We start from the raw sequence: 24,748 nt of genomic DNA on the forward strand, positions 1-24,748 counted from the left end.
ATCGTGTTGGCCTCGTGCCCGGGGAAAGCGTCCGACCCGGAATGGAAATCAACGGACTTTATGAAAAGGCAAAAATTATTTAATCGCGTTTGAAGATTAATAAAATGTACTGAGGCTTACATTTGCAACCCATTCCACAAACCTGTAAAATCTGTTGAATATTTAGGAACAGACAATGGCATTCGAAAAGAAATTAGAATAAAATGGGAAATGCGTGGAAATAATAGTAGCACGGTAAACCGTCGAACAAAGATGGTTTGAATAAAAGAGGTGGAAACAAAAATGAGAAAAATACTCGCTTGGGTGATTGTTGTATTGTGGATGATGCTCATTTTTTACTTTTCACAACAACCCGTATTCGATTCAAGAGATTTGAGTTCTAGTATTACAAAACAACTGATAGAGTTTGCTGAAAAAGTGACACCACTGGAGAATGTACAGGAAAGCCAGGTGCATCACCTCGTCCGGAAAAATGCGCATTTCACGATTTACTTTTTCCTTGGTATTTTTGCACTGCTGGCATTGAAATTAACCGGTTTAAAGCATTCATGGAGTGCAGTCATTGCCTTAGTACTATGCATGGTTTACGCGGTTACCGATGAATATCATCAGCTCTTTGTTGAAGGGAGAGGGGCACAGCTGAAAGATGTTTTCATCGATTGGGCAGGGGCTGCGGCGGGCATTGCTGTTGCGACACTTTTCGGTTTGATCGGCAAAACAGCCAAGGCTCGTTCGGAAAACAGAAAAAGCACCCGTTTCAAAGTAAGCGAACATTAATTGCTAGGTTGTTGAATAATCATGAATAGCTCCCCGTTTTTATGAATATGTATATATGTACATGAAATAAAAGGAAGGGAGCACAGGATGAAAGAGCGATGGAAATGGGGGATTATCACCGTTATGGTTTTTTGCATCGTATCGCTGATCATCTCGCTCAATAGTTGAACGTGAACGTGATATTAGGTAAAGCCAATAGATGCTAATTGAATGATCGAGAGTAGAACTTTGTCGAATACAAAGTTTTACTCTCTTTTTTTAGGGAATATTGAATAGTTTCAAATCAATTAGAATATGATAAAATTACTATACATTTGGTTAAAGATGTAAATTACAATTTATCTTTCAAAATGTATAGTACTATTTTAAGTTATTTACATAAGAAAGGGGATAGCGTAAATCGTTCGGCATGCAAGAAAATATTTATCGCCAAATTTTCGGGCGGGTTGAGCCGTAATGCCTAACAATCCGGAAGTGCACAGAAATACTGAGGGAATCATCGGAATATATATTGTCTAGTCGGGGAGGATTTGGATTGAGCTATACTGCAAGATACACGACTTTTTCCATTTTGGATTCATTGATTGTCGTGTCGGCCATTTTTATCAGCTATTTTTTACTGCATCCGTCGTTAGCAGTCTATTCGGATACAGTCATTGTTTTAAGTGCCGTCACACTGCTGGTCAGCCATCATATAACGGCACATTTTTTCCATTTGTACAACCGACTATGGAGTTTGGCATCGGTTAAAGAGTTGCTCATTATCGGCTATGCCGTTACCACCTCTGTTATCGCAGCCAGTGCCATGCAATACGTCATTAAGCATGATATTTATTTTCGTGTGATGGCCGTTACTTGGCTCTTGCATATTTTATTGATCGGCGGTTCGCGTTTTTTGCTGAGAGTGGCTCATGACTGGTCTGTCCCCAAACCGGCTGCAGATGTAAAACGGGTATTAATTGTCGGTGCCGGGGAGGCGGGGACAATGCTTCTGCGCAGTCTTAAGCGCAATCCGTCTGAATATCAGGTGGTAGCCATAGTAGACGATGACCTCAATAAACAGCATTTAAAACTGCTGGACGTCAATGTATGCGGGACAACGAAGGAGATTCCACAACTTGTACAGACGAAGGGAATCCAGGAAATTATTTTAGCTATTCCTTCTTTAAGCAAAAAAGAAATCCGTGAAATTTATAACCGCTTAGGAGAAACAAAAACAACAATCAAGATTATGCCGAAAATTGAAGATGTGATGACGGGAAAAGTTTCGGTGAATGATATGCAGGAAATCAAAATCGAAGACCTGCTTGGGCGGGAGGAAGTCAAACTGGATATGGTGGCGCTCTCGAACAAACTAACGAATAAAAAGGTCCTCATCACGGGTGCCGGCGGATCGATCGGTTCGGAAATATGCAGGCAAACCGCCCAGTTCCATCCGAAACAAATTATCATGCTTGGGCATGGAGAAAATTCCATCTATAAAATCCATCTGGAATTATCTGAAAATACTGAATATGGGGATATCGAATTTATTCCGGTCATTGCGGATGTGCAGGACAGGGAGCGTATTTTTGAAGTTGTTCAGCAGTTGGAGCCGGATATTATTTACCATGCGGCAGCCCATAAGCATGTGCCGATGATGGAAAGCAATCCACGGGAAGCAGTAAAAAACAATATTTTCGGTACTAAAAATATAGCCGAGGCTGCCCATTTTTACGGTGTTCCGAATTTTGTCATGATTTCAACCGATAAAGCGGTCAATCCTCCGAATGTCATGGGTGCGACAAAGCGGATTGCGGAAATCATCATTCAAAACCTGGCAACATACAGCGATACAAATTTTGCTGCTGTTCGTTTCGGAAATGTTCTTGGATCAAGAGGCAGTGTTATTCCAAGATTTAAAGACCAAATTGCGGCAGGAGGGCCTGTTACGGTTACGCATCCAGATATGACCCGCTATTTTATGACGATACCGGAAGCATCCAGACTTGTGCTGCAGGCAGGAGCACTTGCCAGAGGCGGGGAAGTGTTCGTCCTCGATATGGGCGAACCGATGAAAATAGTCGATTTGGCGAAAAACCTCATTCGACTATCCGGTTTTTCGGAAGAGGAGATCGAAATTGAATTTACCGGTATTCGTCCTGGTGAAAAAATGTACGAAGAATTATTGAATGCAGAAGAGATACAGGAAGAACATATTTACCCGAAAATTCATGTCGGGAAAGCGAGCCGGATTGAAGGGCAGCTACTGTCAAATTTACTGCAAGATATTGATGAGTGTCAGCCGTCTGAGTTAAAAGCGAAACTGATTAAAATTGCAAATGCAAAATGGAATCAGGATCTGATCGGTGTGCAGGAGACGAGTGCCTGAATTATAAATAGAAGCAGTTGAGGGGGAAAACTATTGGGAGAAACAATCAGTCTACAGGAAATAATAAAAATCATCAAAAAACGGCTCGTACTAATAATCGCGCTTACAGTAATCGGCTGTTCAGTGGCAGCTGGCATCAGTTTTTACGCGATTACCCCGATCTATGATGCACAAACACAGATTTTAGTGAATCAAAAGGGCAATGCCGATCAAGTATATTCCATGCAAAGTACCGATACCGATTTGCGCTTAATTAATACGTATCAAGTTATTATTACAAGTCCGGTTATTTTAACTCCTGTACTGGAAAGCCTTGATTTGGATATAACGACAGGACAGCTGGCACAGCAAATCTCTGTGTTCAGTAAAACGGATTCGAAAGTGGTCAATATTCGTGTGGAGGACCCGATTCCGGCAAAGGCTGCGGACATTGCAAACACGCTGGCGGATGTATTTAAAGAGAAAATTCCGCAGTTGATGAGTATTGATAATATTTCGATTTTGTCCGCAGCGAAATTAAGCGAAAATCCGTCACCGGTAAAGCCGAATAAGCTGATGAATCTCGCTATTGGCGCGGTTATTGGGTTAATGATTGGGATAGGGCTGACATTCCTCGTGGAGTATTTGGATATGTCGATCAAAAGTGAGCGTGATGTGGAAGAATACTTGGAATTACCGGTAATCGGAATGGTTGATTTAATCAAGGAAGAAAATCAAAAGAGGTTTTCATGGATTCCCCGAAAAGCGAGGAGAGGTTAAATGGTGAAGCTGAGTCTGAGAAAAAAGAAGAAAGAGTTGCAAAGTTCAAATGTAGCAAGAAAACTCGTCACATTTACTGAAACGAAATCCCATGTAATCGAACAGTTTCGCACAATCCGTACAAATATTCGATTTTCCATGCCGGATGAACCATTAAAGACGATTTTAATTACTTCTTCTACACCGGGGGAAGGAAAATCGACAAACGCGGCGAATCTCGGCGTCGTGTTTGCACAGGAAGATAAAAAAGTGCTTATTATTGATGCCGATATGCGGAAGCCGACACTGCATCATACATTTAAAACGTTCAATAAAGTGGGCCTCTCCAATATTCTTGCAAGAAGATCCGTGTTGCAAGAGGCGATTCAGGAAACCTTTATCGTTGGGCTTGATGTCATTACGAGCGGTCCGATTCCGCCGAACCCTGCAGAACTGCTTTCTTCACAGGGGTTGGACGCATTATTTGATGAAGTGAAGAAACTGTATGACATCATCATTATTGATTCGCCCCCATTATTATCCGTGACCGACGCCCAGATCCTTGCGAATAAATGCGACGGGGCGATCATGATTTTAAATACGGGGGTGATCGACAAACGTGCCGCGAAGAAAGCGCAAATGCTGTTGTCAGCTTCCCATACAAAGATATTGGGTGTCGTGTTGAACAACTGTAAAACAACCAATCACTATCATTATTATGATGGATACCGTTACGCCGAATAAATTCTTTACGATGTTAGGAAAAACGGATTCTAATTAATCATTGAAGCGCATACAATGACGTACAGGCAATAAAAATTGCCTAAAAAAAAGATAAAGCAGTACTAGATGAGGAGGAAATAGCTGTGGATTCATTAAAAGTATCATCTCGTTCTAATCCTAATTCTGTTGCAGGAGCACTCGTTGCGGTTATACGAGAGCAAGGGTTTGCTGAAATGCAGGCGGTAGGTGCAGGTGCGTTAAACCAGGCAATTAAAGCAGTAGCAATCGCTCGAGGGTTTGTAGCCCCAAGCGGCACAGATCTGATTTGTGCGCCGGCTTTCGCGGACATCATCATTGCAGGAGAAGATCGTACGGCATTAAAACTACTCGTTGAAAAAAGAACTCGTTAATTCATGAAGACCCATACACCCGCTTAGCATCCATATTGGACTAAGCGGGTGTATTTTTGTTTTGCGGTTCTATTTAAATAGAAGAGATTAAAATTGATCGTAAATTTATCGGCGTTTTTTAATTGCCAATTTTGGTGGTTTATTAGTCAAATGCGTTTGCTTATTTGTCAGTTTCGCAAATATTCTTGCCACTTTGCAGTATATATTTGCCGATAGTTAGCGGATATTCGCCACTTCCCCTTTTACGCCTTATTTACAATGCAACCCACGTACATAAACAATCGTCCTCCACTAAAAGATTTCCCATCTAAATTTTAGGGAATAGAAATCTTGTTTTAATTCAAAACAATTTGTGTACAGAACTTTCCGTCAAAGGTCTGATTTTTTGGCTCGATATGACATTTGCAATAGTAGAGACGAAAACTTCATGTTAAACTAATTTAGGGAAAAACTATAAAATAGCTGTGCAATACGACAGCTGCCAGATAAAGCATCTTATACGCTTTATTTATAAATACAGAAATCTTAAGGAGATGTTGATATGTTACATCAGCTTTCATGGAAAGTCGGTGGGCAGCAAGGTGAAGGGATTGAGAGTACAGGTGAAATCTTCTCAATGGCAATGAATCGTCTAGGGTATTTCCTATACGGTTACCGTCATTTCTCTTCTCGTATTAAAGGTGGCCATACGAATAATAAAATTACGGTTCGTCCGACAGAAGTACGCGCAATTGCGGACGACTTAGATATACTCGTGGCGTTTGACCAGGAAACGATCGACGTGAACTATAAAGAATTAACACCAAGCAGTATCATTTTAGCGGATGCGAAATTTGATCCGAAAAATCCGGAAGACAGTGTCGCGCCATTATACGCGGTGCCGTTTACGGAAATTGCGGCAGAGCTAGGCACGTCTCTAATGAAAAACATGGTTGCGATTGGTGCAACAGCAGCACTTTTAAACTTGGATGAATCGGTTTTCCAAAGTGTTGTCAATGAAATTTTCGGACGTAAAGGTGAAGAAGTCGTTGCGAAGAACATTGAAGCGATCGAGCGTGGTCGTCAGGCGATTTCAGAGCAGATCGGTGACCGTGTAGGTACATGGGAAATTGCGCCTGCTGACGGAAAACGCCGTATGTTCATGATCGGTAACGATGCAGCGGCATTAGGTGCACTTGCAGCCGGCTCTCGTTTCATGGCGGCTTATCCGATTACACCGGCATCTGAAATTATGGAATACATGATTAAAAAGCTGCCATTAGTAGGTGGAGCAGTTATTCAAACTGAAGATGAGATTGCTGCAGCAACAATGGCGATCGGTGCAAACTACGGTGGTGTGCGTGCATTTACAGCATCAGCTGGTCCTGGTCTTTCATTGATGATGGAAGCAATCGGTCTTTCAGGTATGACGGAACAGCCGCTTGTCATTTTCGATACACAGCGTGGTGGTCCATCAACAGGTTTACCGACAAAACAGGAGCAGTCGGATTTAATGGCGATGCTTTACGGTACACATGGTGAAATCCCGAAAGTCGTGATTGCACCTTCTACAATGGAAGAAGCGTTTTACGATACGATTCAGGCGTTTAACATCGCCGAAGAGTTGCAATTACCGGTAATCGTCATGACAGACTTGCAGTTATCATTAGGTAAACAGTCGGTTGATCCGTTCGATTACAGCAAAATTGAAATTCGCCGCGGTAAAATTGTCGAAGCGGTTGAAGACGAAGAAACTAAAGACTACTTCAAGCGTTATGAAAATACAGAAGACGGCGTTTCTCCACGTGTCCTGCCAGGTACAAAAGGCGGTATTCACCACGTAACGGGTGTAGAGCACGATGAAACAGGGAAACCATCTGAAGCAACAGGCAACCGTCGCACGCAAATGGATAAGCGTATGCGTAAACTGCAGCATGTCCGTTTTGAAAACCCGGTATACGTGAACGCACCTCATGAAGATGCAGACATACTGCTTGTAGGCTTCAACTCAACGCGCGGAGCAATTGAAGAAGTTCAGGAAAAGCTGAACTCTGAAGGCGTAAAAGTCAACCACGCACATATTAAGCTGATCCACCCATTCCCGTCTGAAGAGATGAGTGCATTGATGGATAAAGCGAAAAAAGTGATTGTCGTGGAAAACAATGCGACAGGTCAGCTTGCAAATGTAATGAAAATGAATATCGGTGGTCACGCGAAGACTAAATCGATTTTAAAATACGATGGTACACCATTCCTGCCACGTGAATTAACAAACTTAGTGAAGGAGGAAATTTAATCATGGCAACATTTAAAGATTTCCGAAATTCCGTAAAACCTAACTGGTGTCCAGGCTGTGGTGACTTCTCCGTACAAGCGGCGATTCAGCGTGCAGCAGCAAATGTAGGCTATGAACCGAGCGAATTAGCGGTGATTTCAGGTATCGGCTGTTCAGGCCGTATTTCAGGCTATATTAACTCATACGGCTTCCACGGCATTCACGGTCGTGCATTGCCGATCGCGCAAGGCCTTAAAATGGCGAACAAAGACCTGAAAGTTATCGCTTCAGGCGGTGACGGTGACGGTTTCGCAATCGGTATGGGTCACACAATCCATGCAATCCGCCGTAACATCGACATTACGTATGTCGTAATGGATAACCAGATTTACGGATTAACAAAAGGCCAAACTTCTCCACGTTCTGCTGCTGGTTTCATTACGAAATCAACACCAGGCGGAGCAATCGAGCCATCATTAAAACCATTGGAAGTTGCGTTAACTGCAGGTGCGACATTTGTGGCACAAGGCTTCTCAACAGATATTAAAGAACTGACAGCAATGATCGAAGCAGGGCTGAACCATAAAGGCTTTTCATTCATCAACGTATTCTCGCCATGTGTAACGTACAATAAAGTAAACACGTACGACTGGTTCAAAGAGAACCTGACAAAGCTTGCCGACATCGAAGGCTATGATTCATCTAACCGTGAAGCAGCGATGCAAACAGTAATGCGCCATGAAGGTCTTGTAACAGGCATCATTTATCAGGATACTGAAACAACTTCGTATCAGGAGAAGATTAAAGGCTATTCAGAGCTGCCGTTAACAGATATCGATATTAGCTTATCTGAAGAACAATTTGATCAGCTGACGAAAGAATTTATGTAAATAATGATTTGATGACTATACAGGCTGGGGTTTCCGGCTTGTATAGTTTTTTGTTGCTGAAATGATCGATTTGGGTATTGTGCTTGTTGGTGATGCAGGTGGCGAGGAGGCACTGGCTTTTATTAGAACATTGTAGCGGTTTATTAGACAATAAGTTGAGTTTATTAGACAAAGTTGGTGTCTTATTAGAAAATCGAACAATAACATTTGAATAAAGCTTCTTTAGAGCTGTTTTTGCATTCAAATGCGATAGGGAATGAGTGAGCTTGGGTTTTTATTAGAACAATTGCATGGTTTATTAGAAAAAGTCACCGTGATATTAGCAGATCCGGAGGTAATATTTGAACATCCCGAACACTTATTAGAACAACAGGGAGATATATTAGAAAATCCGCATTTTATTAGAATAAATAAAAATATATTAGAAGATTTCTAAATATATTAGAACATCTCCAGCCGACAGCCTTCTTAATGCAAAAAGAACTATGGCCCAATCGTTCAATCAACATATTATCCGACACTATATACAGCTATTTCTATCCCCAACAATAATGCCTCTAAGAAAAAATCTTAAACACCATCCCACTTCCACGACCTCACACTTTTACAACAATTTAACATATTTACATTAATCCATTTACATAGTCCCTTTATACTGAATTAAAATACATAGATAAAAGAGGTAGTGTACCATGCGCTTTCGTAATGCGATTCAATTTAAAGACCGGCTTGCAGTGTTAATGATCATATGTATCTGTTCGAATATTATTCTGACCGTATTCAGTATGGACTATTTACGGAAAATGGAGAGGGAAGCACAGGCTTTATATGAAGAAAAACTGATGACACTTCATACGATACAAGACATTGAACAGCAGTACCTCCAGACAAATGAAATCCCGCCGCAATCCAGGGAACAATTAGCAGCAGCTTCATTCGATTCCAAAATGGAGTTTTATATGAAACAGCTGGCGAGTAACCCATCGGCCGGACTATTCGAGGAAATCGACACATACATAATCGAGCGGGCATCGGCGCAATTAGCCAGTCATGAGAACGATATAAAATTCGGCTACAGCCTCCTGTTATCCATATCCATCCTATTGATGCTGCTCGTACTGTTTTTCGGCGTTCAGGCGATCCGCTCGATCAATAAGCCGACGCGGGAACTGAAGCAGCTGTTTAAACTTGTACAGCAAGGAGATTTAACGAAGTACGCGACATACTCGGCACGCGATGAGCTCGGGGAAACAACGAAATATTACAATTTAATGATCGGGGATATGAAGGAGCTGCTAAAAACGGTCCGGAATAATACAGAATCGGCGTCAGAAGCGAATAACGAGCTTCAGACAAATGCGGAGCACATTACAACGGGGGCAGTAAGAATTGCCGCAAGCTCGGATGACATGACCGGTTCACTGCAATATGCAACAGCCCGATTATCGGATAATGCGGCATCCGTTCAGCAAGTAGCTGCAGGGATTGATGAAATAACCGAGCGCATGTACCATGTCGATCACTATATAAAAGAAACGATCGCACAGGCTGTGGACGGGGAAGCGATCGTCGGGCAAAATCTGCAGCAAATGCAAGATGTGCAACAGGCGGTGCAAATAGCCAGTAATACGATTACTCAGCTCAATGCACAGACACAGCATGTTTCGCGTGCGGTCATGATGATTCATTCGATTGCTGACCAGACGAATTTGCTGGCACTGAATGCCTCCATCGAAGCAGCAAGGGCCGGGGAACATGGGCGGGGTTTCGCAGTGGTTGCCCAGGAAGTGCGTAAGCTGGCGGAACAATCGCAGGAGTTCACAAAATCGATTGCAACAATCGTCGCGAGTATTCAGCAAGATGCCCTGGAGGCGGCAGACAATATGGAAAATGCAATGCGCAGTGTGGATACAGGGGTCTCTACAACGGAACATAGCGCGGCAAAGTTCAGGGAAATTACGATGCAAGTCCAACAAATCGGTCCGCAAATGGAGCATGTTTCTACTATTATGAATGAAATTTCGATGCATACTCGGGACGTCGCGCAAAGTTCGATTGAATTAAGCAACCGCTCCGAGGAAAATCTCCTGTCGATGCATCAAATTCAAGAGCAAATCGACATTCAAAAAAAATCTACGACCGAAATCTATGAAGATATCCAGAACATTGCAAAAAATATGCGTTCCTTAACACATGCAGTAAAACGATTTCACATTTAATCCAAAAAATGCTTTTTGACGTATTTTGTCGAAAGCATTTTCAATTTTGTTATATTACTGTAATATTTAATCATGATCATCGATAAAAGATAAAAATCCGATAAATTTTGTAATTATTTTCTGAAAAATGATGAAATTTATTATGAAAACTGTTATCTTTAATCAAGAAGTCATATTAATGAACGATATGTAAATTTATTCCATAATTCAATACACCTATAGTCATTGATTTAATATTAAGAATATTTTTAAGAATGTAGCTTTTAATAAATTATTGACTGTAGTAGAATAGGGTATAAAATTACGTGTTTTTTAGTTAATACGAAACCAGATAGAGAGAATGTTAGTAGATTATACTTGTTTTAGCTTCATTATTCAGAAATTTGCAAAAAGCAGTCGTTATGTTCACTGTGGCAAATTACTAATAATTGCTGTAATCAGTTAGGCTTGTTATTAGATAAATATATTAATTAAGGGGATGTATTTTATGAACAGTCAAATTCAACTAATCGCACCGAAATGGTTTGTCCAGGATGAGCTACATATTATCGAAACAATTGTCAGCAAAGTGTCAGCGAATACAGGTATTGTCATTGCAGGGGAAAACTTTGATGCAACAAAGCGTTGCCACCCAACGGTACGCGTTTATATGATCCAACTCTTGGATGATCAATATGAAATAACAAAAGAACTGGATGCCTTCCCATTCGACACTGCTGAAGAAGCACAACAATTTTGCGCAAAGCTGCCTGAAATGTCAGCTATTGATTTAATCATGTTAATGAATAACGAAGAGCCAGTATTTTCTATTTAATAAATGAATCCAGCTTTGTTGAATGAATCTTCATTTAGCAAAGCTTTTTTTGTTGTTCATTTCCGAGGGTCCGTATTTGTATTTTAGTGGAGAAAGGCTACAATAAAAGAGAACATCTAGAATAAGGAAGTGATTTAAATGGCTAGAGGTGTATATATTCACATTCCTTTTTGTCATCAAATTTGTAACTACTGCGATTTTAATAAAGTATTTTTTAAAAATCAGCCAGTAGATGAATATATTGAAGCGCTTGGACGGGAAATGGAAATGACGGTTGCCGGGATGCCGGAAGCGTTCACGAATATCGAAACGATTTTCCTTGGCGGGGGTACGCCAACCGCATTGTCCGCACAGCAAATCGAAAAATTATTGTCGCTTATTACGAAACATATTCCGATGTCATCCGTAAAAGAGTTTAGCAGTGAAGCAAATCCCGATGAGCTGACGATCGAAAAATTGCAGGCCCTTTACAACGGGGGCGTCAACCGCTTAAGTATGGGTGTCCAATCATTCGACCAGTCGCTCTTAAAGAAAATCGGGCGTACCCATTCAAATGAGCATGTATATGAAACAATCCAAAACGCTAAAAATGTTGGCTTTGAAAATATAAGCATTGATTTAATGTATGGTCTGCCTGGTCAGACGATGGAACAATGGCAGGAAACGCTTGAAAAGGCACTGGCACTGAAGCTGCCGCATTATTCGGCGTACTCGCTTATTGTAGAGCCTAAAACGATCTTTTATATCCAGTATGCGAAAGGGAAGCTCCATTTGCCGACAGAGGATCTGGAAGCGGACATGTACGGAGTTTTGATGGATACGATGGAAACGCATGGACTTCTGCAGTATGAAATCAGTAATTTCGCGAATGAAGGCTATGAGTCAACACATAATAAAATTTATTGGGATAATGACGAATACGCGGGATTTGGCGCTGGTGCTCACGGTTACCTGGAAGGGATACGCTATTCCAATGTCGCTCCGATCAAAAAATATATTGAAACAGTGATGGCAGGAGAACGGCCTTTACTTCATGAACATGAAGTGACAGTGGATGAGAAGCTGGAAGAGCAGATGTTTTTAGGACTAAGAAAGACTGCTGGCGTGACACATGAAGAATTTGAAACAAAATTCGGTCAGCCGATGCTTTCTATATATAAGGAAATCATCGAACGATTGCAGGAAGAACAACTGATTGAGCTTGACGCTGAAGGAATCCGTCTGACACGGAAAGGCCGGTTTATCGGCAATGAAGTATTTCAGCGGTTTTTGGTAGGGGAATGATCTTTTTACACAGGTGCTTGAAAAAAGTTAAAAAAAACGGACGAATTCATTGACATCAATTTAGAGATTTGCTAATTTATAAATATATTAGCACTCCTCTTAACCGAGTGCTAACAGAGGTGAGAAAGATGTTAACAAATCGGCAGTTACAACTATTGCAAGTAATCGTAGACGAATTTGTGATGTCAGCACAGCCTGTTGGTTCGCGTCAACTATCCAAAAAAGAAGGTATTACGTATAGTGCTGCTACAATACGTAATGAAATGGCAGATTTGGAGGAGCTGGGTTTTTTAGAAAAAACGCATACTTCTTCAGGCAGGGTCCCTTCTGAAAAAGGGTATCGCTTTTATGTCGACCATTTACTTCAGCCTCAAATTATTACGAGTGGCGAAGTAGCGCAAATCCAGTCGCTCTTTAAAAAGCAGATTGTTGAAGCAGAACAAATTATAAAAGAATCCGCAAATATATTATCGGAATTGACGACTTACACGACCATATTACTCGGTCCGGATGTGCAAAAACATCGTGTCAGAAAATTCCAGATTGTACCATTAACAGAACAGACAGCGGTGGCTATTATCATCACAGATAACGGTCATGTAGAAAATCGCACGCTAACGTTACCACCGGGTTTCAACCCGCATGATATTGAAAAAATGGTTAATATTTTGAATGACCGCCTAGTCGGTGTACCGCTTTATGAGCTTCCGGTAAAGCTTCAAACCGAGGCATTATCGGTATTGAAATCTCATATTCATGCATCCGATTCAATTATCCGGTCATTGTTATCCATTACTTCAAACAATCACGAAAATAAAGTTTATTACGGTGGTAAATCCAATATGTTGAATCAGCCGGAGTTCCATGACTTAGAAAAAGTGCGAATGCTGATGGATCTGATCGACAAGGAAAGCCAAGTTCAAACTTTATTCAATGAACAGAAAAATGGTATTCAAATCCGAATAGGTTCAGAAAACAATCATTTAGCGATGGAAAACTGCAGTGTCATCACCGCATCCTTCCTTGTCGGGGAGGAACAGCAGGGGGCGATTGCGATTATCGGCCCGACACGCATGGATTACCGACGTGTTGTCACATTATTGGATGTTATGGCAAACAGTCTGTCCCGGGCGTTTTTCGATAAAAAGCAGTAACACCATTGATTTTGCGGGCGTAGTGTTTTATATAGCCGCAGAATTCATAAATGATTGATACTCGAGGAGGAAAAGAAGTGTCAGAAACAAAAAACAATGAAGAATTGCAGCAGGAAGAAACTACGGAAGAAGTAGTGGGAACAGCTGAAACTACTGAAACCGAAGAAATCGCAGTAGATGAAAAAGATCAGAAAATTGCTGAACTTGAGGCGAAACTGTCAGAAGAGGATGCACGTTATCTGCGTCTGCGTGCCGACTACGATAACTTGGCCCGCCGCACACGTTTAGATCGTGAAGCAGCGGAGAAATACCGTGCGCAAAACTTGCTGACTGAACTTTTACCGGTGCTGGACAATCTGGACCGTGCACTGCAAGTAGAAGTGACGACTGAAGAAGCGGCTTCATTGTACAAAGGTGTACAAATGGTATATGACCAGCTACTTGCTGCAACGGAAAAAGAAGGTCTAACAATCATTCCGGCAGAAGGCGAAAGCTTTGATCCGAACTTCCACCAAGCTGTAATGCAGGAGCAGGACAGTGAAAAGGAAACAGGCATCATTTTACGCGAACTGCAAAAAGGATATCAGTTAAAGGACCGTGTACTGCGTCCGTCAATGGTATCTGTAAACGAGTAATTTAGTGCTTTTCGGTGCTATCTGTATATATTTATTTATTAGATTTTATGTTTTATCAAACACATTTTGTTTTTTACTATTAGGAGGAAAATTAAATTATGAGTAAAATTATCGGTATTGACTTAGGAACAACAAACTCTTGTGTATCTGTATTAGAAGGCGGAGAACCAAAAGTAATTCCAAACCCAGAAGGTAACCGTACATCTCCATCTGTAGTAGCATTCAAAAATGGAGAAAAACAGGTTGGTGAAGTTGCAAAACGCCAAGCTGTAACAAACCCGAACACAATCATTTCAATCAAATCAAAAATGGGTACGAACGAAAAAGTTAAAGTGGATGATACAGAGTACACGCCACAAGAAGTATCTGCAATGATTTTACAATACTTAAAAGGCTATGCTGAAGATTATCTAGGCGAAAAAGTAACAAAAGCGGTTATTACAGTTCCTGCTTACTTCAACGATGCGCAACGTCAAGCAACAAAAGACGCTGGTAAAATCGCTGGTTTAGAAGTAGAGCGTATCATCAACGAACCAACAGCTGCAGCTTTAGCTTACGGTTTAGATCAACAAGATGTTGACCAAAAAATCTTAGTATTCGACTTAGGCGGCGGTACATTCGACGTATCGATCCTTGAATTAGCTGACGGCGTTTTCGAAGTATTAGCAACAGCAGGTGACAACAAACTTGGTGGTGACGACTTCGACGACAAAATCATCGCTCATTTAGTAGAAGAGTTCAAAAAAGAAAACTCTGTAGATTTATCAAAAGACAAAATGGCAATGCAACGTTTAAAAGATGCAGCTGAAAAAGCGAAAAAAGACTTATCAGGTGTAACTTCTACTCAAATTTCATTACCATTCATCACTGCAGGTGCTGATGGCCCGCTTCACTTGGAAATGTCATTATCACGTGCGAAATTCGATGATTTAACAAAAGACTTAGTTGAGCGTACAATTGTTCCAACTCGTCAAGCATTATCAGATGCAGGTCTTTCTGCTTCAGAATTAGATAAAGTAATCTTAGTTGGTGGTTCTACTCGTATTCCTGCAGTAGTAGAAGCAATTAAAAAAGCAACTGGTCATGAGCCGCACAAAGGCGTAAACCCGGACGAAGTAGTAGCAATGGGTGCTGCTGTACAAGGTGGCGTATTAGCTGGTGACGTACAAGGCGTATTATTATTAGACGTAACACCATTATCATTAGGTATTGAAACAATGGGCGGCGTTATGACGAAACTGATCGATCGTAACACAACAATCCCAACATCTAAATCTCAAGTGTTCTCAACAGCTGCAGACAACCAGCCAGCAGTAGACATTCACGTATTACAAGGTGAACGTTCAATGGCTGCAGACAACAAAACACTTGGTCGCTTCCAATTATCTGATATTCCACCAGCACCACGTGGTATTCCACAAATCGAAGTAACATTCGATATTGATGCGAACGGTATCGTATCGGTTAAAGCGAAAGACTTAGGTACACAAAAAGAACAAACAATCGTGATCCAATCTGATTCAGGTTTATCAGAAGAAGAAATCGAGCGTATGGTGAAAGATGCAGAAGCGAACGCTGAAGCAGATGCAAAACGTAAAGAAGAAGCAGATCTTCGCAACGAAGCTGACCAATTAGTATTCCAAGTGGATAAAACAATTACAGACTTAGGCGAGCAAATCACAGAAGACGAAAAGAAATCTGTTGAAGATGCACGCGACGAGTTAAAAGCAGCTTTAGAAAAAGGCGAGCTTGAAGGCATCAAAGCTTCTAAAGAAAAATTAGAAGGCGTACTGCAACCGTTAGTAATGAAAGTTTACGAGCAAGCGGCAGCAGCTGCACAAGCACAAGGCGGCGCTGAAGGCTTCGAAGGCGCAGCAGACGCTGGTCAAAAAGACGATGGTATCGTAGACGCTGATTTTGAAGAAGTAAAAGACGACAAAGACAATAAATAATTCTTTCTGATTTCCACATAAAAGCCAAAGACCGCTTGCGGCTTTGGCTTTTAAGCTTGTATATGGTTAGGTGGAATCTTGCTACATTTATTTTGAAAAAGGTCAACCGTGCTACGAAGGTAGAACATCGTAGAGCTGAATTTAGTTAGAACACGAAACTGTATCCTAAACGAGAAGTGCTTGGAATGGAGGGGAGGCGACTCCAGCGGGAATAGCGTGACGCCTGAGCAAAAGGAACAAAAGCTAAGAACGCCACGTCCTGTGGCAACGCTTTTGTGACCAACATCGTGTTGGCCTCATGCCGTGCCCGCGGAAAGCGTCCAACCCGCAATGGAAAGCACTGGACTTTATAAAAAGAAGAAATTATATATTGCGAAAAGTGATGTAGAAAAGGTTTATTATTACTAACCGGTAGTTGTGCGGAGTGGAGGGGCCGACTCCTAGGGGATTAGCGTGCGCGGAAAATCCACTTGATGTATGCCGCCGTAAAGGCATACATCAAGTTAGTTGGAGCCACGCCCCCAGGAAAGCGTGCCCCGTAACGTAGCACAACGGGCTATATGGATACAACGAATCATTAATTGCATTCATTATGCAAAGCAAAAGCTATACATCAATTTTTCAACATGTTAAAATAGACGTTATGTAAAAAGAGCGGAGAGTGAACAATGAGTAAGCGCGATTACTATGAAGTACTTGGCCTGAGCAAAGGTGCAAGCAAAGATGAAATAAAAAAAGCGTATCGTAAATTATCAAAACAGTATCACCCGGATTTAAACAAGGAAGAAGGCGCGGACGAAAAGTTCAAGGAAGTCGCAGAAGCATATGAAGTGCTGTCAGACGACCAAAAACGCGCACGCTATGACCAATTCGGCCATGAAGATCCAAATGCAGGCTTTGGTGGCGGCGGCTTCGGAGGCGGCGCTGGATTCGGCGGTTTCGAAGACATCTTCAGTTCGTTCTTCGGAGGCGGTCGACGCCAAGATCCAAACGCCCCGCGTAAAGGCGACGATCTACAATTCCGTATGAACATCTCATTTGAAGAGGCAGTATTCGGTAAAGAAACAGAAATCGAAATTCCTAAAGATGAAACATGTGATACATGTCACGGTTCTGGCGCAAAACCAGGTACGCAGCCGCAAACATGTTCACAATGTAATGGTGCGGGCCAAATTAACCAGGCGGTTGACACACCATTTGGTCGTATGGTAAACAAACGTTCTTGTCCATCATGTCGTGGTCAAGGGAAAATCATTGTGGATAAATGTTCACCATGTCGCGGTACTGGTACGATTACGAAAAAGAAAAAAATCAAAATTACGATTCCTGCAGGTGTTGATGATGGTCAACAATTACGTGTGGCAGGTCAAGGCGAAGCAGGATTCAACAACGGTCCGGCAGGCGATTTATATATTATTTTCAATGTTCGCAAGCATGAGTATTTCGAACGTGACGGCGACGATATTTTATTTGAATTAAAGTTAACATTCCCGCAAGCAGCGTTAGGTGATGAAATCGAAGTACCGACAGTCCACGGAAAAGTGAAGCTGAAAATTCCTGCAGGTACACAATCCGGTGCACAATTCCGCCTGAAAGATAAAGGTGTAAAAAATGTACACGGCTATGGCATGGGGAACCAGTATGTCATTGTAAATGTAGTGACACCGACAAAATTAACGGAAAAACAAAAACAACTTTTACGTGAATTTGCAGAAATTAGTGGAGACATTCCGGAAGAACACGGAAGCTCACTATTTGATAAAATCAAGAAAAAAATTAAAGGTGACTAAGGAGTGTATTGCAAGTGAAATGGACAGAACTCTCGATTTTAACAACGCATGAGGCTGTTGACGCAGTGACGAACATTTTACATGAAGCCGGTGCAAGCGGTGTAGTAATTGAAGATTCAAAGGAATTAGACAAAGAGAGAATCGATAAATTCGGTGAGATTTATGCACTGAATCCGGAAGATTTTCCGAAAACAGGTGTCATTGTAAAAGCATATTTATCAGCTTCAAGTTTTTTAGCGGAAACAATCGAAGAAATTAAGCTTGCAATCGCAAATCTTGTAAACTTTGATATTAACATTGGTGAGAATGTATTGACACTATGCGAGGTTGATGAAGAAGACTGGTCAACAGCATGGAAGCAATACTACCATCCAGTAAAAATTTCCGAACGTTTCACAATTGTACCGACTTGGGAAGACTACAAACCTGTATCAACGGATGAGCTGATCATTGAGCTGGATCCGGGGATGGCATTCGGAACTGGAACACACCCAACAACGGTAATGTGTTTACAGGCACTTGAAAAAGTTGTACAACGTGACCATACTGTAGTCGATGTTGGTACAGGATCGGGCGTACTGTCAATTGGTGCTGCCATGCTTGGAGCGAAAAGCGTTCATGCGCTGGATTTGGATGAAGTGGCAGTAAATGCAGCACGTGAAAACGTTGAATTGAATAAAATGAGTGATATTGTTGAAGTATTCCACGGCAATTTATTGGATACAGTAAAAGAGCCGGCTGATATTGTCGTAGCGAATATTTTAGCAGAGATCATTATGTCATTTACGGATGATGCGTTTTCAATTGTAAAATCAGGCGGCATCTACGTTACATCGGGCATTATCGGAGCAAAGAAAGATGATGTAAAAGCAGCTCTGGAAGAAGCCGGATTTGTTATTGAAGAAGTATTGATGATGGAAGACTGGGTAGCGATTATTTCACGTCGTCCATAATTAGACCGTTTAATCGAAAATCGAACATTTTGCTATTGGGCAAAATGTTCGATTTTTACGTTACCAACCGACAAGGAGTGAAGACAATGCAAAGATATTTTGTAGATACAGTGGATCATGACACGGACCACTTTATCATTTCCGGAGAAAATGCGCGCCATATATCAAAAGTAATGCGTATGACGGCAGGGGAAGAGATCATTGTTGTGCATGATAATGTAGCATATATTTGTGAAATCATCGAGCTGGACCAGGATGTACACGCGAAAAAAACAGGTGTAACGATTCCTTCACCGGAAATGCCGGTAGATGTCGATATTGCATGTGGCTTACCGAAAGGCGATAAACTGGAACTGATTGCGCAAAAAGCGACTGAGCTTGGTATGCATGCGTTGATTCCATTTGCTGCGGAACGTTCGATTGTTAAATGGGATGAAAAAAAAGCGAAGAAAAACCAGGAACGTCTGCAAAAAATCGCCCAGGAAGCGGCCGAGCAATCGCACCGTACATATGTCCCGGAAGTTGTACAACCAATCAGTTTCAAACAGCTTGTACAAACTTTCCCTCACTATGACGCTGTATATATTGCCGATGAAGAAGATGCAAAATTGGCGACACGAACAACATTTAAACAAAAGCTGCAATCGTTAAATGCTGAAAAGACACCGCGCATCTTATGTATTTTCGGCCCTGAAGGCGGCATTTCCCGCAATGAATCGGCCGTTTTGCTGGAAGCAGGTGCACAGACAATGTCGCTCGGCCCTCGTATTTTAAGAGCGGAGACGGCACCGCTATATGCGCTGGCTGCGATTTCCTATGAATTTGAATAGTGGATTGGGTTTGGGGTAACAAAACCAATTGAAGCAAAAAAGCCTTAATTTCTCACACAAGAGATATTAAGGCTTTTTTTGCATACCGGAAACTTACTTTCACAAACTAAATGAATTTTCTCCTTGTATAACGTAAAACTATTATGTATAATGTTTGTATAACATATATCAGTATCTTTGGATAGATTAATAGTGTAAACAGTTAAAATGTGAAATTTTATTAATATTAACGGTGGGAAGAATTAAGAACACTTCTAAACATTATACAAACTTAAATTACCGAGTGAATCATTGTACAATATCGAATCGAAACAGGGAGGAACTATACATGAAAAAAATTGCAGTTGTAGGAGCAGGGCCTGGCGGATTGGCGGTCGCGATGTTATTGGCGCATAAAGGTTATGAAGTGACGATCTATGAAAAGCAGGCATATGTAGGCGGGCGAACAAGTGAGATTAAGCTTGGTGACTATAAATTTGATATGGGACCGACATTTTTAAATATGCTGTACATTGCGGAAGAAATTTTTGAATTAACAGGCCGCGATATTCACGACTATGTGGATCTGATTGATTTAAATCCGATGTATCAGTTAATCTACCATAATAAAAAGATTAATATGACACGTGATGCAGATGAAATGATTCGTCAAATTGATGAGCTTTTCCCTGGTAATGAGGGAAGCTATGAGCGTTACATGGAGCAGACCCAGAAGAAACTCGAAGTGCTGGCTCCTGTACTGCAGGCACCGATGAACAAGCTGACAGATCTGTTCAATCCGAAAGTAATGAAAGCGTTCAAGGAGTTGGAAGTAGGGAATTCGCTTGTTGATACACTGTCCAAGTTTTATAACGAAGAAGAACTGCAGCTCGCTTTCACATTCCAGGCAAAATATTTAGGGATGTCCCCATGGGAAAGTCCCGGCGCGTTTTCGATTCTTTCGTATATTGAACATGCGTACGGCGTCTACCACATTAAAGGCGGCATCAATAAGCTGACTGAAGCGATGGCGAAAGTTGTACTGGAATCAGGCGGGAAAATCCTGCTCAATAAGGGCGTAAAAAAATTAAAAACATCCGGCAGAAAAGTGACGGGCTTACTGCTGGAAGATGATCAGGAAATCGAAGCGGATGAAGTGATCATTAACGGAGATTTTGCACATGCGATGACAAAACTTGTGGAGCCGGGCCTATTAAAAAAATATACACCGGAAAAACTTGAAAAAAAACAGTACTCCTGTTCAACGTTCATGCTGTATTTAGGTGTCAATAAACGATTTGATTTACCGCATCATACAATCTGGTTTGCAAAAGATTACCGGAAAAATGTAGAGGAAATAACAAAAACGAAACTGATGTCCGAAGATCCGTCAATTTACATCCAAAATGCTGTAGTAACGGATGAAACGGTTGCACCAAAAGGAAAATCGACATTGTATATTTTAGTGCCGGTACCGAATAATATGAGCGGCATCGACTGGTCGGAAAAGGCAGGTCCTTTCCGGGATATGATTTTGAATATGGTGGCGGATAAACTTGGTGTTAAGGACATTTGGGAATATATCGAAGAAGAGCGGATGATTACGCCTGCTGACTGGGAACGTGATATTCATGTATACAAAGGAGCGACGTTCAACTTAGGTCATCAATTGTCGCAAATGCTTGTATTCCGTCCGCGCAATAAATTTGAAGAACTGGATCAGTGCTGGCTGGTCGGTGGGGGTACGCATCCGGGCAGCGGATTGCCGATTATTCTGGAATCTGCCCGAATTACAGCGAACGGCATTTTGCAGCAGGATAAACAGACGATGCTTCCTGTTAAACCACTGCCGAAAGTGGAACTGTATAAAAAAGCGCATTCACAATTACAGCATCAGCCTGCAGCGATTCAAACAAATGCTTAAAGAAGATTTCAGTGCAACGAAACTTTTAACTGAATGGAAACGTATATTAACTATTCGATTAAAGGAGGCAATACAATGTTCAAAAAATTAGCATCAGATGCATTAGGTCTATCAGATATAGGAGTAGTGATTTCAAGACAGGACTTTGACAAAACGGATTCGGATGATTTTATTTTTAATGAGGTCGATGAGAAAATCTACTTCCTGATCAAAACAAAAGCGGATGAGTATTGCTTCACAAACTATGCGTTAATCCATGTGGACGGCGCGAATGCGATGAGCAAAAAACGTATGCTGCGTCGCTATGACTATGAACATTTTGCGATTGAAGAAGTGCTGCTGGAAACTGCCGGTACAATCGATCTGGATGTTGAAATTAAGTTTGTCATCGGAAATGTGCCGTTAAGTATCGATATTCATAAAAAACACTTAACGGAAATTAAAGATCTGTACAAAGCGCTTCATGCGATTTCACTAGAACAAAAAGCGAATACATTCAGCATGGATGCGGCAAAACAAAGCTTGAATTTAGCTGCATCTGCAATCGGCCGCGCCGGCAGTGATGGTATCTCACCAGCTGCTGCATTTAAGGAAATCACGGCATTTTCACATAGATGGATGCTTGAGCAGAAGAAAGCATTTGTAAAAAAAGATTTTGGCGATGTTTTCGAGAAATATATTAACAATTAATCGTAGTAGACGACACCCATTTCTGAAATTGAAATAGGGTGTTTTCTTTTTGGTCATTTTCCGTTTTTTGACCGTATTTAAGGGGAAGAGAAACAATAAAGTGATTTTCCCCCTTTTTAATAATGAATGATGGCAGGTGGCGCTGATGAAAAAAATATTACTCGTACTAGGATTGCTGCTCATTACCGTTCCGCTAGGGATTTATTTAATGAATAATAAATCAGAAAAGGATGATGTAGATGTGGATTCCTCAACATCAAAACAACTTACCGCAACATCTGTTAAACCGGTCTATGAGCAGGATATTGCCTATAATGCGCGGGTATTAAGCGATCGGTATGAGGTACTGCAAAATGGCGAATGGCAGGAGATAACCGTTAAAGGGGTAAACATCGGGATGGCTAAGCCAGGTCTTTTCCCGGGTGAAGCAGGCATCACAAAAAAAGACTATACTAGATGGCTGGAATGGATTGGTGATATGCACGCAAATGCAATCCGTGTTTACACAATCCACCCACCGGCATTTTATGAAGCGTTGCTCGAGTACAATGAGTCACATGAACAGCCGATTTACTTGTTTCATGGGGTATGGCTGGAAGAAGAGCCGGTAGTAGAACAAATGGATGTATACGGTGAACCGACAGAAAAGTTTCAAAAGGAAATCAAACATATTATCGATATTCTTCATGGCAATGCGGAAATTGAACATCAGCCCGGTCATGCATCAGGGAACTATACGGCCAATGTTGCTCCGTATGTCATTGGGTGGATGATCGGCATCGAGTGGTATCCTTTTGCGGTGAATTCAGTGAATGAAAAATATAAAGGCAAGGCTCAATTCGAAGGCAGATACTTTGCAACAAAGGACGCCGCACCATTTGAAATATGGCTGGCTGAACAAATGGAATATGCTGCCCGCTATGAAATCGATCAATACAAATGGATGCGCCCGTTCAGTTTTACGAACTGGGTAACGACCGATTTACTGGCCCATCCTTATGAGCCGAGTGAAGAGGAAGATATGGCATCGGTAAACCCGAATGTTATTTATGAAAAGAAAGAGCTGCAGCAAGTAGGCCAATTCGCAAATTATCATGTGTATCCGTATTATCCTGATTTTATGAATTATACCCCTGACTATTTGGAGTATATCGACCACCGCGGTAAACGAAACAACTATGCGGCGTATTTGAATGATCTGAAGAAAGCGCACAGATTGCCGATTTTAATATCGGAATTTGGGATACCGGCTTCCCGCGGTTTGACGCATAAAAATCCGTTTGGCTGGAATCAGGGTTTTGTGACCGAGCGCCAGCAGGGGGAATATTTAGTCAGTCTCTATGAAGATATTCTGGATGAAGGCATGCTTGGAGGCTTAGTGTTCTCCTGGCAGGATGAGTGGTTTAAACGGACATGGAATACGATGGATCTCGATAATCCCGATCAGCGGCCATTTTGGTCAAATGCGCAAACAAATGAACAGCAGTTCGGACTGCTCAGCTTTGATACATTGAAAATAAAAGTGGATGGGGATACATCGGACTGGGCCGATAAAAAGCCGATGTATGAAACGGAACAGATGACCATTTATCTGGATTCTGATGAACGTTATTTATATTTACGGATAGACGCGGAAAATGTGGTGTTTTCTGATGATTATTATCCACTGATCTACTTCAGTACAGTAAAAGGGCAGGGGAATTTAACGTATCAGGGCTACCCGTTATTAAATGAAGCGGATTTTGTACTCACGATAAAAGAAGAAGACAACAGCAGAATTGAAGTTGATGCCTACTATGATCTGTTCCAGAAACTGTACGGCGATCGTTTAAAGCAAGTTCCGTTTGAAGGTACAAAGCAAAAAAACAGAGGCCAGTTTAACCCAATCGAATATGCACTAAACAAAGAAATGACGATTCCGGTACTGAACAAAACTCATCCATTCGAAAAATACGAAACAGGGAAGCTTCGAAAAGGAAACGGCAACCCGGAAAGTCCGGATTATGATTCACTTGCCGATTATGCGATTAATGAAGCGGACGGGGTTTTAGAAATTCGTATTCCTTGGCTGTTGCTGAATTTTACGGATCCGAGCCGTCTGGAAGTGTGGTCGGATTTATACAGAAATGAGGAAATGACAACGGAAATCACAAAGGGAATTGAAGTCGGTGCATTGATCATCGAAAATGATGAAATGAAAATAAAGATTCCGGAAAGTAAAACAGACCTGAAAACCTACACATGGAAAGGTTGGACAATACCGCAATATAAGGAACGTTTAAAGGAATCGTATTATATTTTGCAGGAAAAGTTCTCAAATATACAGTGAACTTTGGCGTAAAATCCGGGCGCCGGTTGGAT

20 protein-coding genes are annotated in these 24,748 nt (G+C 41.5%); all 20 read left to right on the forward strand.

Annotation, left to right across the window (positions count from 1 at the left end; translation table 11 throughout):
• The first annotated feature begins 282 nt into the window (after nucleotides 1-282).
• The 20 genes from MKZ25_RS05445 to MKZ25_RS05540 all read left to right on the forward strand — a co-directional run bounded on the left by MKZ25_RS05445 (nucleotide 283) and on the right by MKZ25_RS05540 (nucleotide 24,716).
• Nucleotides 283-777: a VanZ family protein gene (locus MKZ25_RS05445; protein ID WP_340800577.1), complete on the forward strand. Its 495-nt coding sequence runs from the start codon at nucleotides 283-285 to the stop codon at nucleotides 775-777.
• Nucleotides 778-1,312: 535 nt separating this feature from the next.
• Complete coding sequence (locus MKZ25_RS05450; RefSeq protein WP_340800578.1) at nucleotides 1,313-3,148, forward strand: polysaccharide biosynthesis protein; 1,836 nt, start codon at nucleotides 1,313-1,315, stop codon at nucleotides 3,146-3,148.
• Nucleotides 3,149-3,181: 33 nt separating this feature from the next.
• Nucleotides 3,182-3,907: a YveK family protein gene (locus MKZ25_RS05455; protein WP_340800580.1), complete on the forward strand. Its 726-nt coding sequence runs from the start codon at nucleotides 3,182-3,184 to the stop codon at nucleotides 3,905-3,907.
• The gene (locus MKZ25_RS05460; protein ID WP_340800581.1) at nucleotides 3,908-4,630 is read left to right on the forward strand and encodes a CpsD/CapB family tyrosine-protein kinase; all 723 of its coding nucleotides are present in this window, start codon (nucleotides 3,908-3,910) and stop codon (nucleotides 4,628-4,630) included.
• Between the two features lie 122 nt (nucleotides 4,631-4,752).
• On the forward strand, nucleotides 4,753-5,019 hold the full coding sequence (locus tag MKZ25_RS05465; RefSeq protein ID WP_251689152.1) for a stage V sporulation protein S: 267 nt from the start codon (nucleotides 4,753-4,755) through the stop codon (nucleotides 5,017-5,019).
• A gap of 541 nt (nucleotides 5,020-5,560) precedes the next feature.
• The gene (locus MKZ25_RS05470; protein ID WP_340800582.1) at nucleotides 5,561-7,294 is read left to right on the forward strand and encodes a 2-oxoacid:acceptor oxidoreductase subunit alpha; all 1,734 of its coding nucleotides are present in this window, start codon (nucleotides 5,561-5,563) and stop codon (nucleotides 7,292-7,294) included.
• 2 nt (nucleotides 7,295-7,296) lie between these two features.
• Nucleotides 7,297-8,163 (forward strand): 2-oxoacid:ferredoxin oxidoreductase subunit beta, encoded by an 867-nt coding sequence (locus tag MKZ25_RS05475; protein ID WP_340800583.1) that lies wholly within the window; start codon nucleotides 7,297-7,299, stop codon nucleotides 8,161-8,163.
• Between the two features lie 256 nt (nucleotides 8,164-8,419).
• The gene (locus MKZ25_RS05480) at nucleotides 8,420-8,599 is read left to right on the forward strand and encodes a phosphomannomutase (RefSeq protein WP_340800585.1); all 180 of its coding nucleotides are present in this window, start codon (nucleotides 8,420-8,422) and stop codon (nucleotides 8,597-8,599) included.
• A 256-nt stretch (nucleotides 8,600-8,855) separates the two neighbouring features.
• The gene (locus MKZ25_RS05485; RefSeq protein WP_340800586.1) at nucleotides 8,856-10,382 is read left to right on the forward strand and encodes a methyl-accepting chemotaxis protein; all 1,527 of its coding nucleotides are present in this window, start codon (nucleotides 8,856-8,858) and stop codon (nucleotides 10,380-10,382) included.
• Between the two features lie 487 nt (nucleotides 10,383-10,869).
• Complete coding sequence (locus MKZ25_RS05490) at nucleotides 10,870-11,196, forward strand: geranylgeranyl pyrophosphate synthase (RefSeq protein WP_340800587.1); 327 nt, start codon at nucleotides 10,870-10,872, stop codon at nucleotides 11,194-11,196.
• Nucleotides 11,197-11,334: 138 nt separating this feature from the next.
• Nucleotides 11,335-12,480, forward strand: coding sequence for a radical SAM family heme chaperone HemW (hemW, locus tag MKZ25_RS05495; protein WP_340800588.1), 1,146 nt, complete (start codon nucleotides 11,335-11,337; stop codon nucleotides 12,478-12,480).
• A 128-nt stretch (nucleotides 12,481-12,608) separates the two neighbouring features.
• Nucleotides 12,609-13,634 carry a heat-inducible transcriptional repressor HrcA gene (gene hrcA / locus MKZ25_RS05500; protein WP_340800589.1) on the forward strand — a complete coding sequence of 342 codons (1,026 nt, stop codon included), beginning with the start codon at nucleotides 12,609-12,611 and terminating at the stop codon, nucleotides 13,632-13,634.
• Between the two features lie 77 nt (nucleotides 13,635-13,711).
• Nucleotides 13,712-14,269: a nucleotide exchange factor GrpE gene (gene grpE / locus MKZ25_RS05505; RefSeq protein ID WP_340800591.1), complete on the forward strand. Its 558-nt coding sequence runs from the start codon at nucleotides 13,712-13,714 to the stop codon at nucleotides 14,267-14,269.
• A gap of 98 nt (nucleotides 14,270-14,367) precedes the next feature.
• Nucleotides 14,368-16,221: a molecular chaperone DnaK gene (gene dnaK / locus MKZ25_RS05510; protein WP_340800592.1), complete on the forward strand. Its 1,854-nt coding sequence runs from the start codon at nucleotides 14,368-14,370 to the stop codon at nucleotides 16,219-16,221.
• Nucleotides 16,222-16,889: 668 nt separating this feature from the next.
• Nucleotides 16,890-18,011 carry a molecular chaperone DnaJ gene (gene dnaJ / locus MKZ25_RS05515; RefSeq protein WP_340800593.1) on the forward strand — a complete coding sequence of 374 codons (1,122 nt, stop codon included), beginning with the start codon at nucleotides 16,890-16,892 and terminating at the stop codon, nucleotides 18,009-18,011.
• Between the two features lie 14 nt (nucleotides 18,012-18,025).
• On the forward strand, nucleotides 18,026-18,964 hold the full coding sequence (gene prmA, locus MKZ25_RS05520) for a 50S ribosomal protein L11 methyltransferase (protein WP_340800595.1): 939 nt from the start codon (nucleotides 18,026-18,028) through the stop codon (nucleotides 18,962-18,964).
• Nucleotides 18,965-19,050: 86 nt separating this feature from the next.
• Nucleotides 19,051-19,794 carry a 16S rRNA (uracil(1498)-N(3))-methyltransferase gene (locus tag MKZ25_RS05525; protein WP_340800596.1) on the forward strand — a complete coding sequence of 248 codons (744 nt, stop codon included), beginning with the start codon at nucleotides 19,051-19,053 and terminating at the stop codon, nucleotides 19,792-19,794.
• Nucleotides 19,795-20,122: 328 nt separating this feature from the next.
• A complete protein-coding gene (locus MKZ25_RS05530; RefSeq protein ID WP_340800597.1) occupies nucleotides 20,123-21,697 on the forward strand; it encodes a phytoene desaturase family protein in 1,575 nt (524 codons plus the stop codon).
• 75 nt (nucleotides 21,698-21,772) lie between these two features.
• Nucleotides 21,773-22,387: a PH domain-containing protein gene (locus tag MKZ25_RS05535; RefSeq protein ID WP_340800598.1), complete on the forward strand. Its 615-nt coding sequence runs from the start codon at nucleotides 21,773-21,775 to the stop codon at nucleotides 22,385-22,387.
• A 145-nt stretch (nucleotides 22,388-22,532) separates the two neighbouring features.
• Entirely contained in the window at nucleotides 22,533-24,716 is a 2,184-nt protein-coding gene (locus MKZ25_RS05540; RefSeq protein WP_340800599.1) for a hypothetical protein, read from the forward strand.
• Nucleotides 24,717-24,748 lie beyond the last annotated feature (32 nt).

This window comes from Solibacillus sp. FSL W7-1464, assembly GCF_038004425.1.
Lineage (GTDB): Bacteria > Bacillota > Bacilli > Bacillales_A > Planococcaceae > Solibacillus.

Excerpts from the sequence above, each read along its gene's own strand:
- MKZ25_RS05445 (WP_340800577.1), top strand. The coding sequence starts at position 283 with ATGAGAAAAATACTCGCTTGGGTGATTGTTGTATTGTGGATGATGCTC.
- MKZ25_RS05460 (WP_340800581.1), top strand. The coding sequence starts at position 3,908 with ATGGTGAAGCTGAGTCTGAGAAAAAAGAAGAAAGAGTTGCAAAGTTCA.
- MKZ25_RS05470 (WP_340800582.1), top strand. The coding sequence starts at position 5,561 with ATGTTACATCAGCTTTCATGGAAAGTCGGTGGGCAGCAAGGTGAAGGG.
- MKZ25_RS05475 (WP_340800583.1), top strand. The coding sequence starts at position 7,297 with ATGGCAACATTTAAAGATTTCCGAAATTCCGTAAAACCTAACTGGTGT.
- MKZ25_RS05480 (WP_340800585.1), top strand. The coding sequence starts at position 8,420 with ATGAGTGAGCTTGGGTTTTTATTAGAACAATTGCATGGTTTATTAGAA.
- MKZ25_RS05485 (WP_340800586.1), top strand. The coding sequence starts at position 8,856 with ATGCGCTTTCGTAATGCGATTCAATTTAAAGACCGGCTTGCAGTGTTA.
- MKZ25_RS05490 (WP_340800587.1), top strand. The coding sequence starts at position 10,870 with ATGAACAGTCAAATTCAACTAATCGCACCGAAATGGTTTGTCCAGGAT.
- hemW (WP_340800588.1), top strand. The coding sequence starts at position 11,335 with ATGGCTAGAGGTGTATATATTCACATTCCTTTTTGTCATCAAATTTGT.
- hrcA (WP_340800589.1), top strand. The coding sequence starts at position 12,609 with ATGTTAACAAATCGGCAGTTACAACTATTGCAAGTAATCGTAGACGAA.
- dnaK (WP_340800592.1), top strand. The coding sequence starts at position 14,368 with ATGAGTAAAATTATCGGTATTGACTTAGGAACAACAAACTCTTGTGTA.
- dnaJ (WP_340800593.1), top strand. The coding sequence starts at position 16,890 with ATGAGTAAGCGCGATTACTATGAAGTACTTGGCCTGAGCAAAGGTGCA.
- MKZ25_RS05525 (WP_340800596.1), top strand. The coding sequence starts at position 19,051 with ATGCAAAGATATTTTGTAGATACAGTGGATCATGACACGGACCACTTT.
- MKZ25_RS05530 (WP_340800597.1), top strand. The coding sequence starts at position 20,123 with ATGAAAAAAATTGCAGTTGTAGGAGCAGGGCCTGGCGGATTGGCGGTC.
- MKZ25_RS05535 (WP_340800598.1), top strand. The coding sequence starts at position 21,773 with ATGTTCAAAAAATTAGCATCAGATGCATTAGGTCTATCAGATATAGGA.
- MKZ25_RS05540 (WP_340800599.1), top strand. The coding sequence starts at position 22,533 with ATGAAAAAAATATTACTCGTACTAGGATTGCTGCTCATTACCGTTCCG.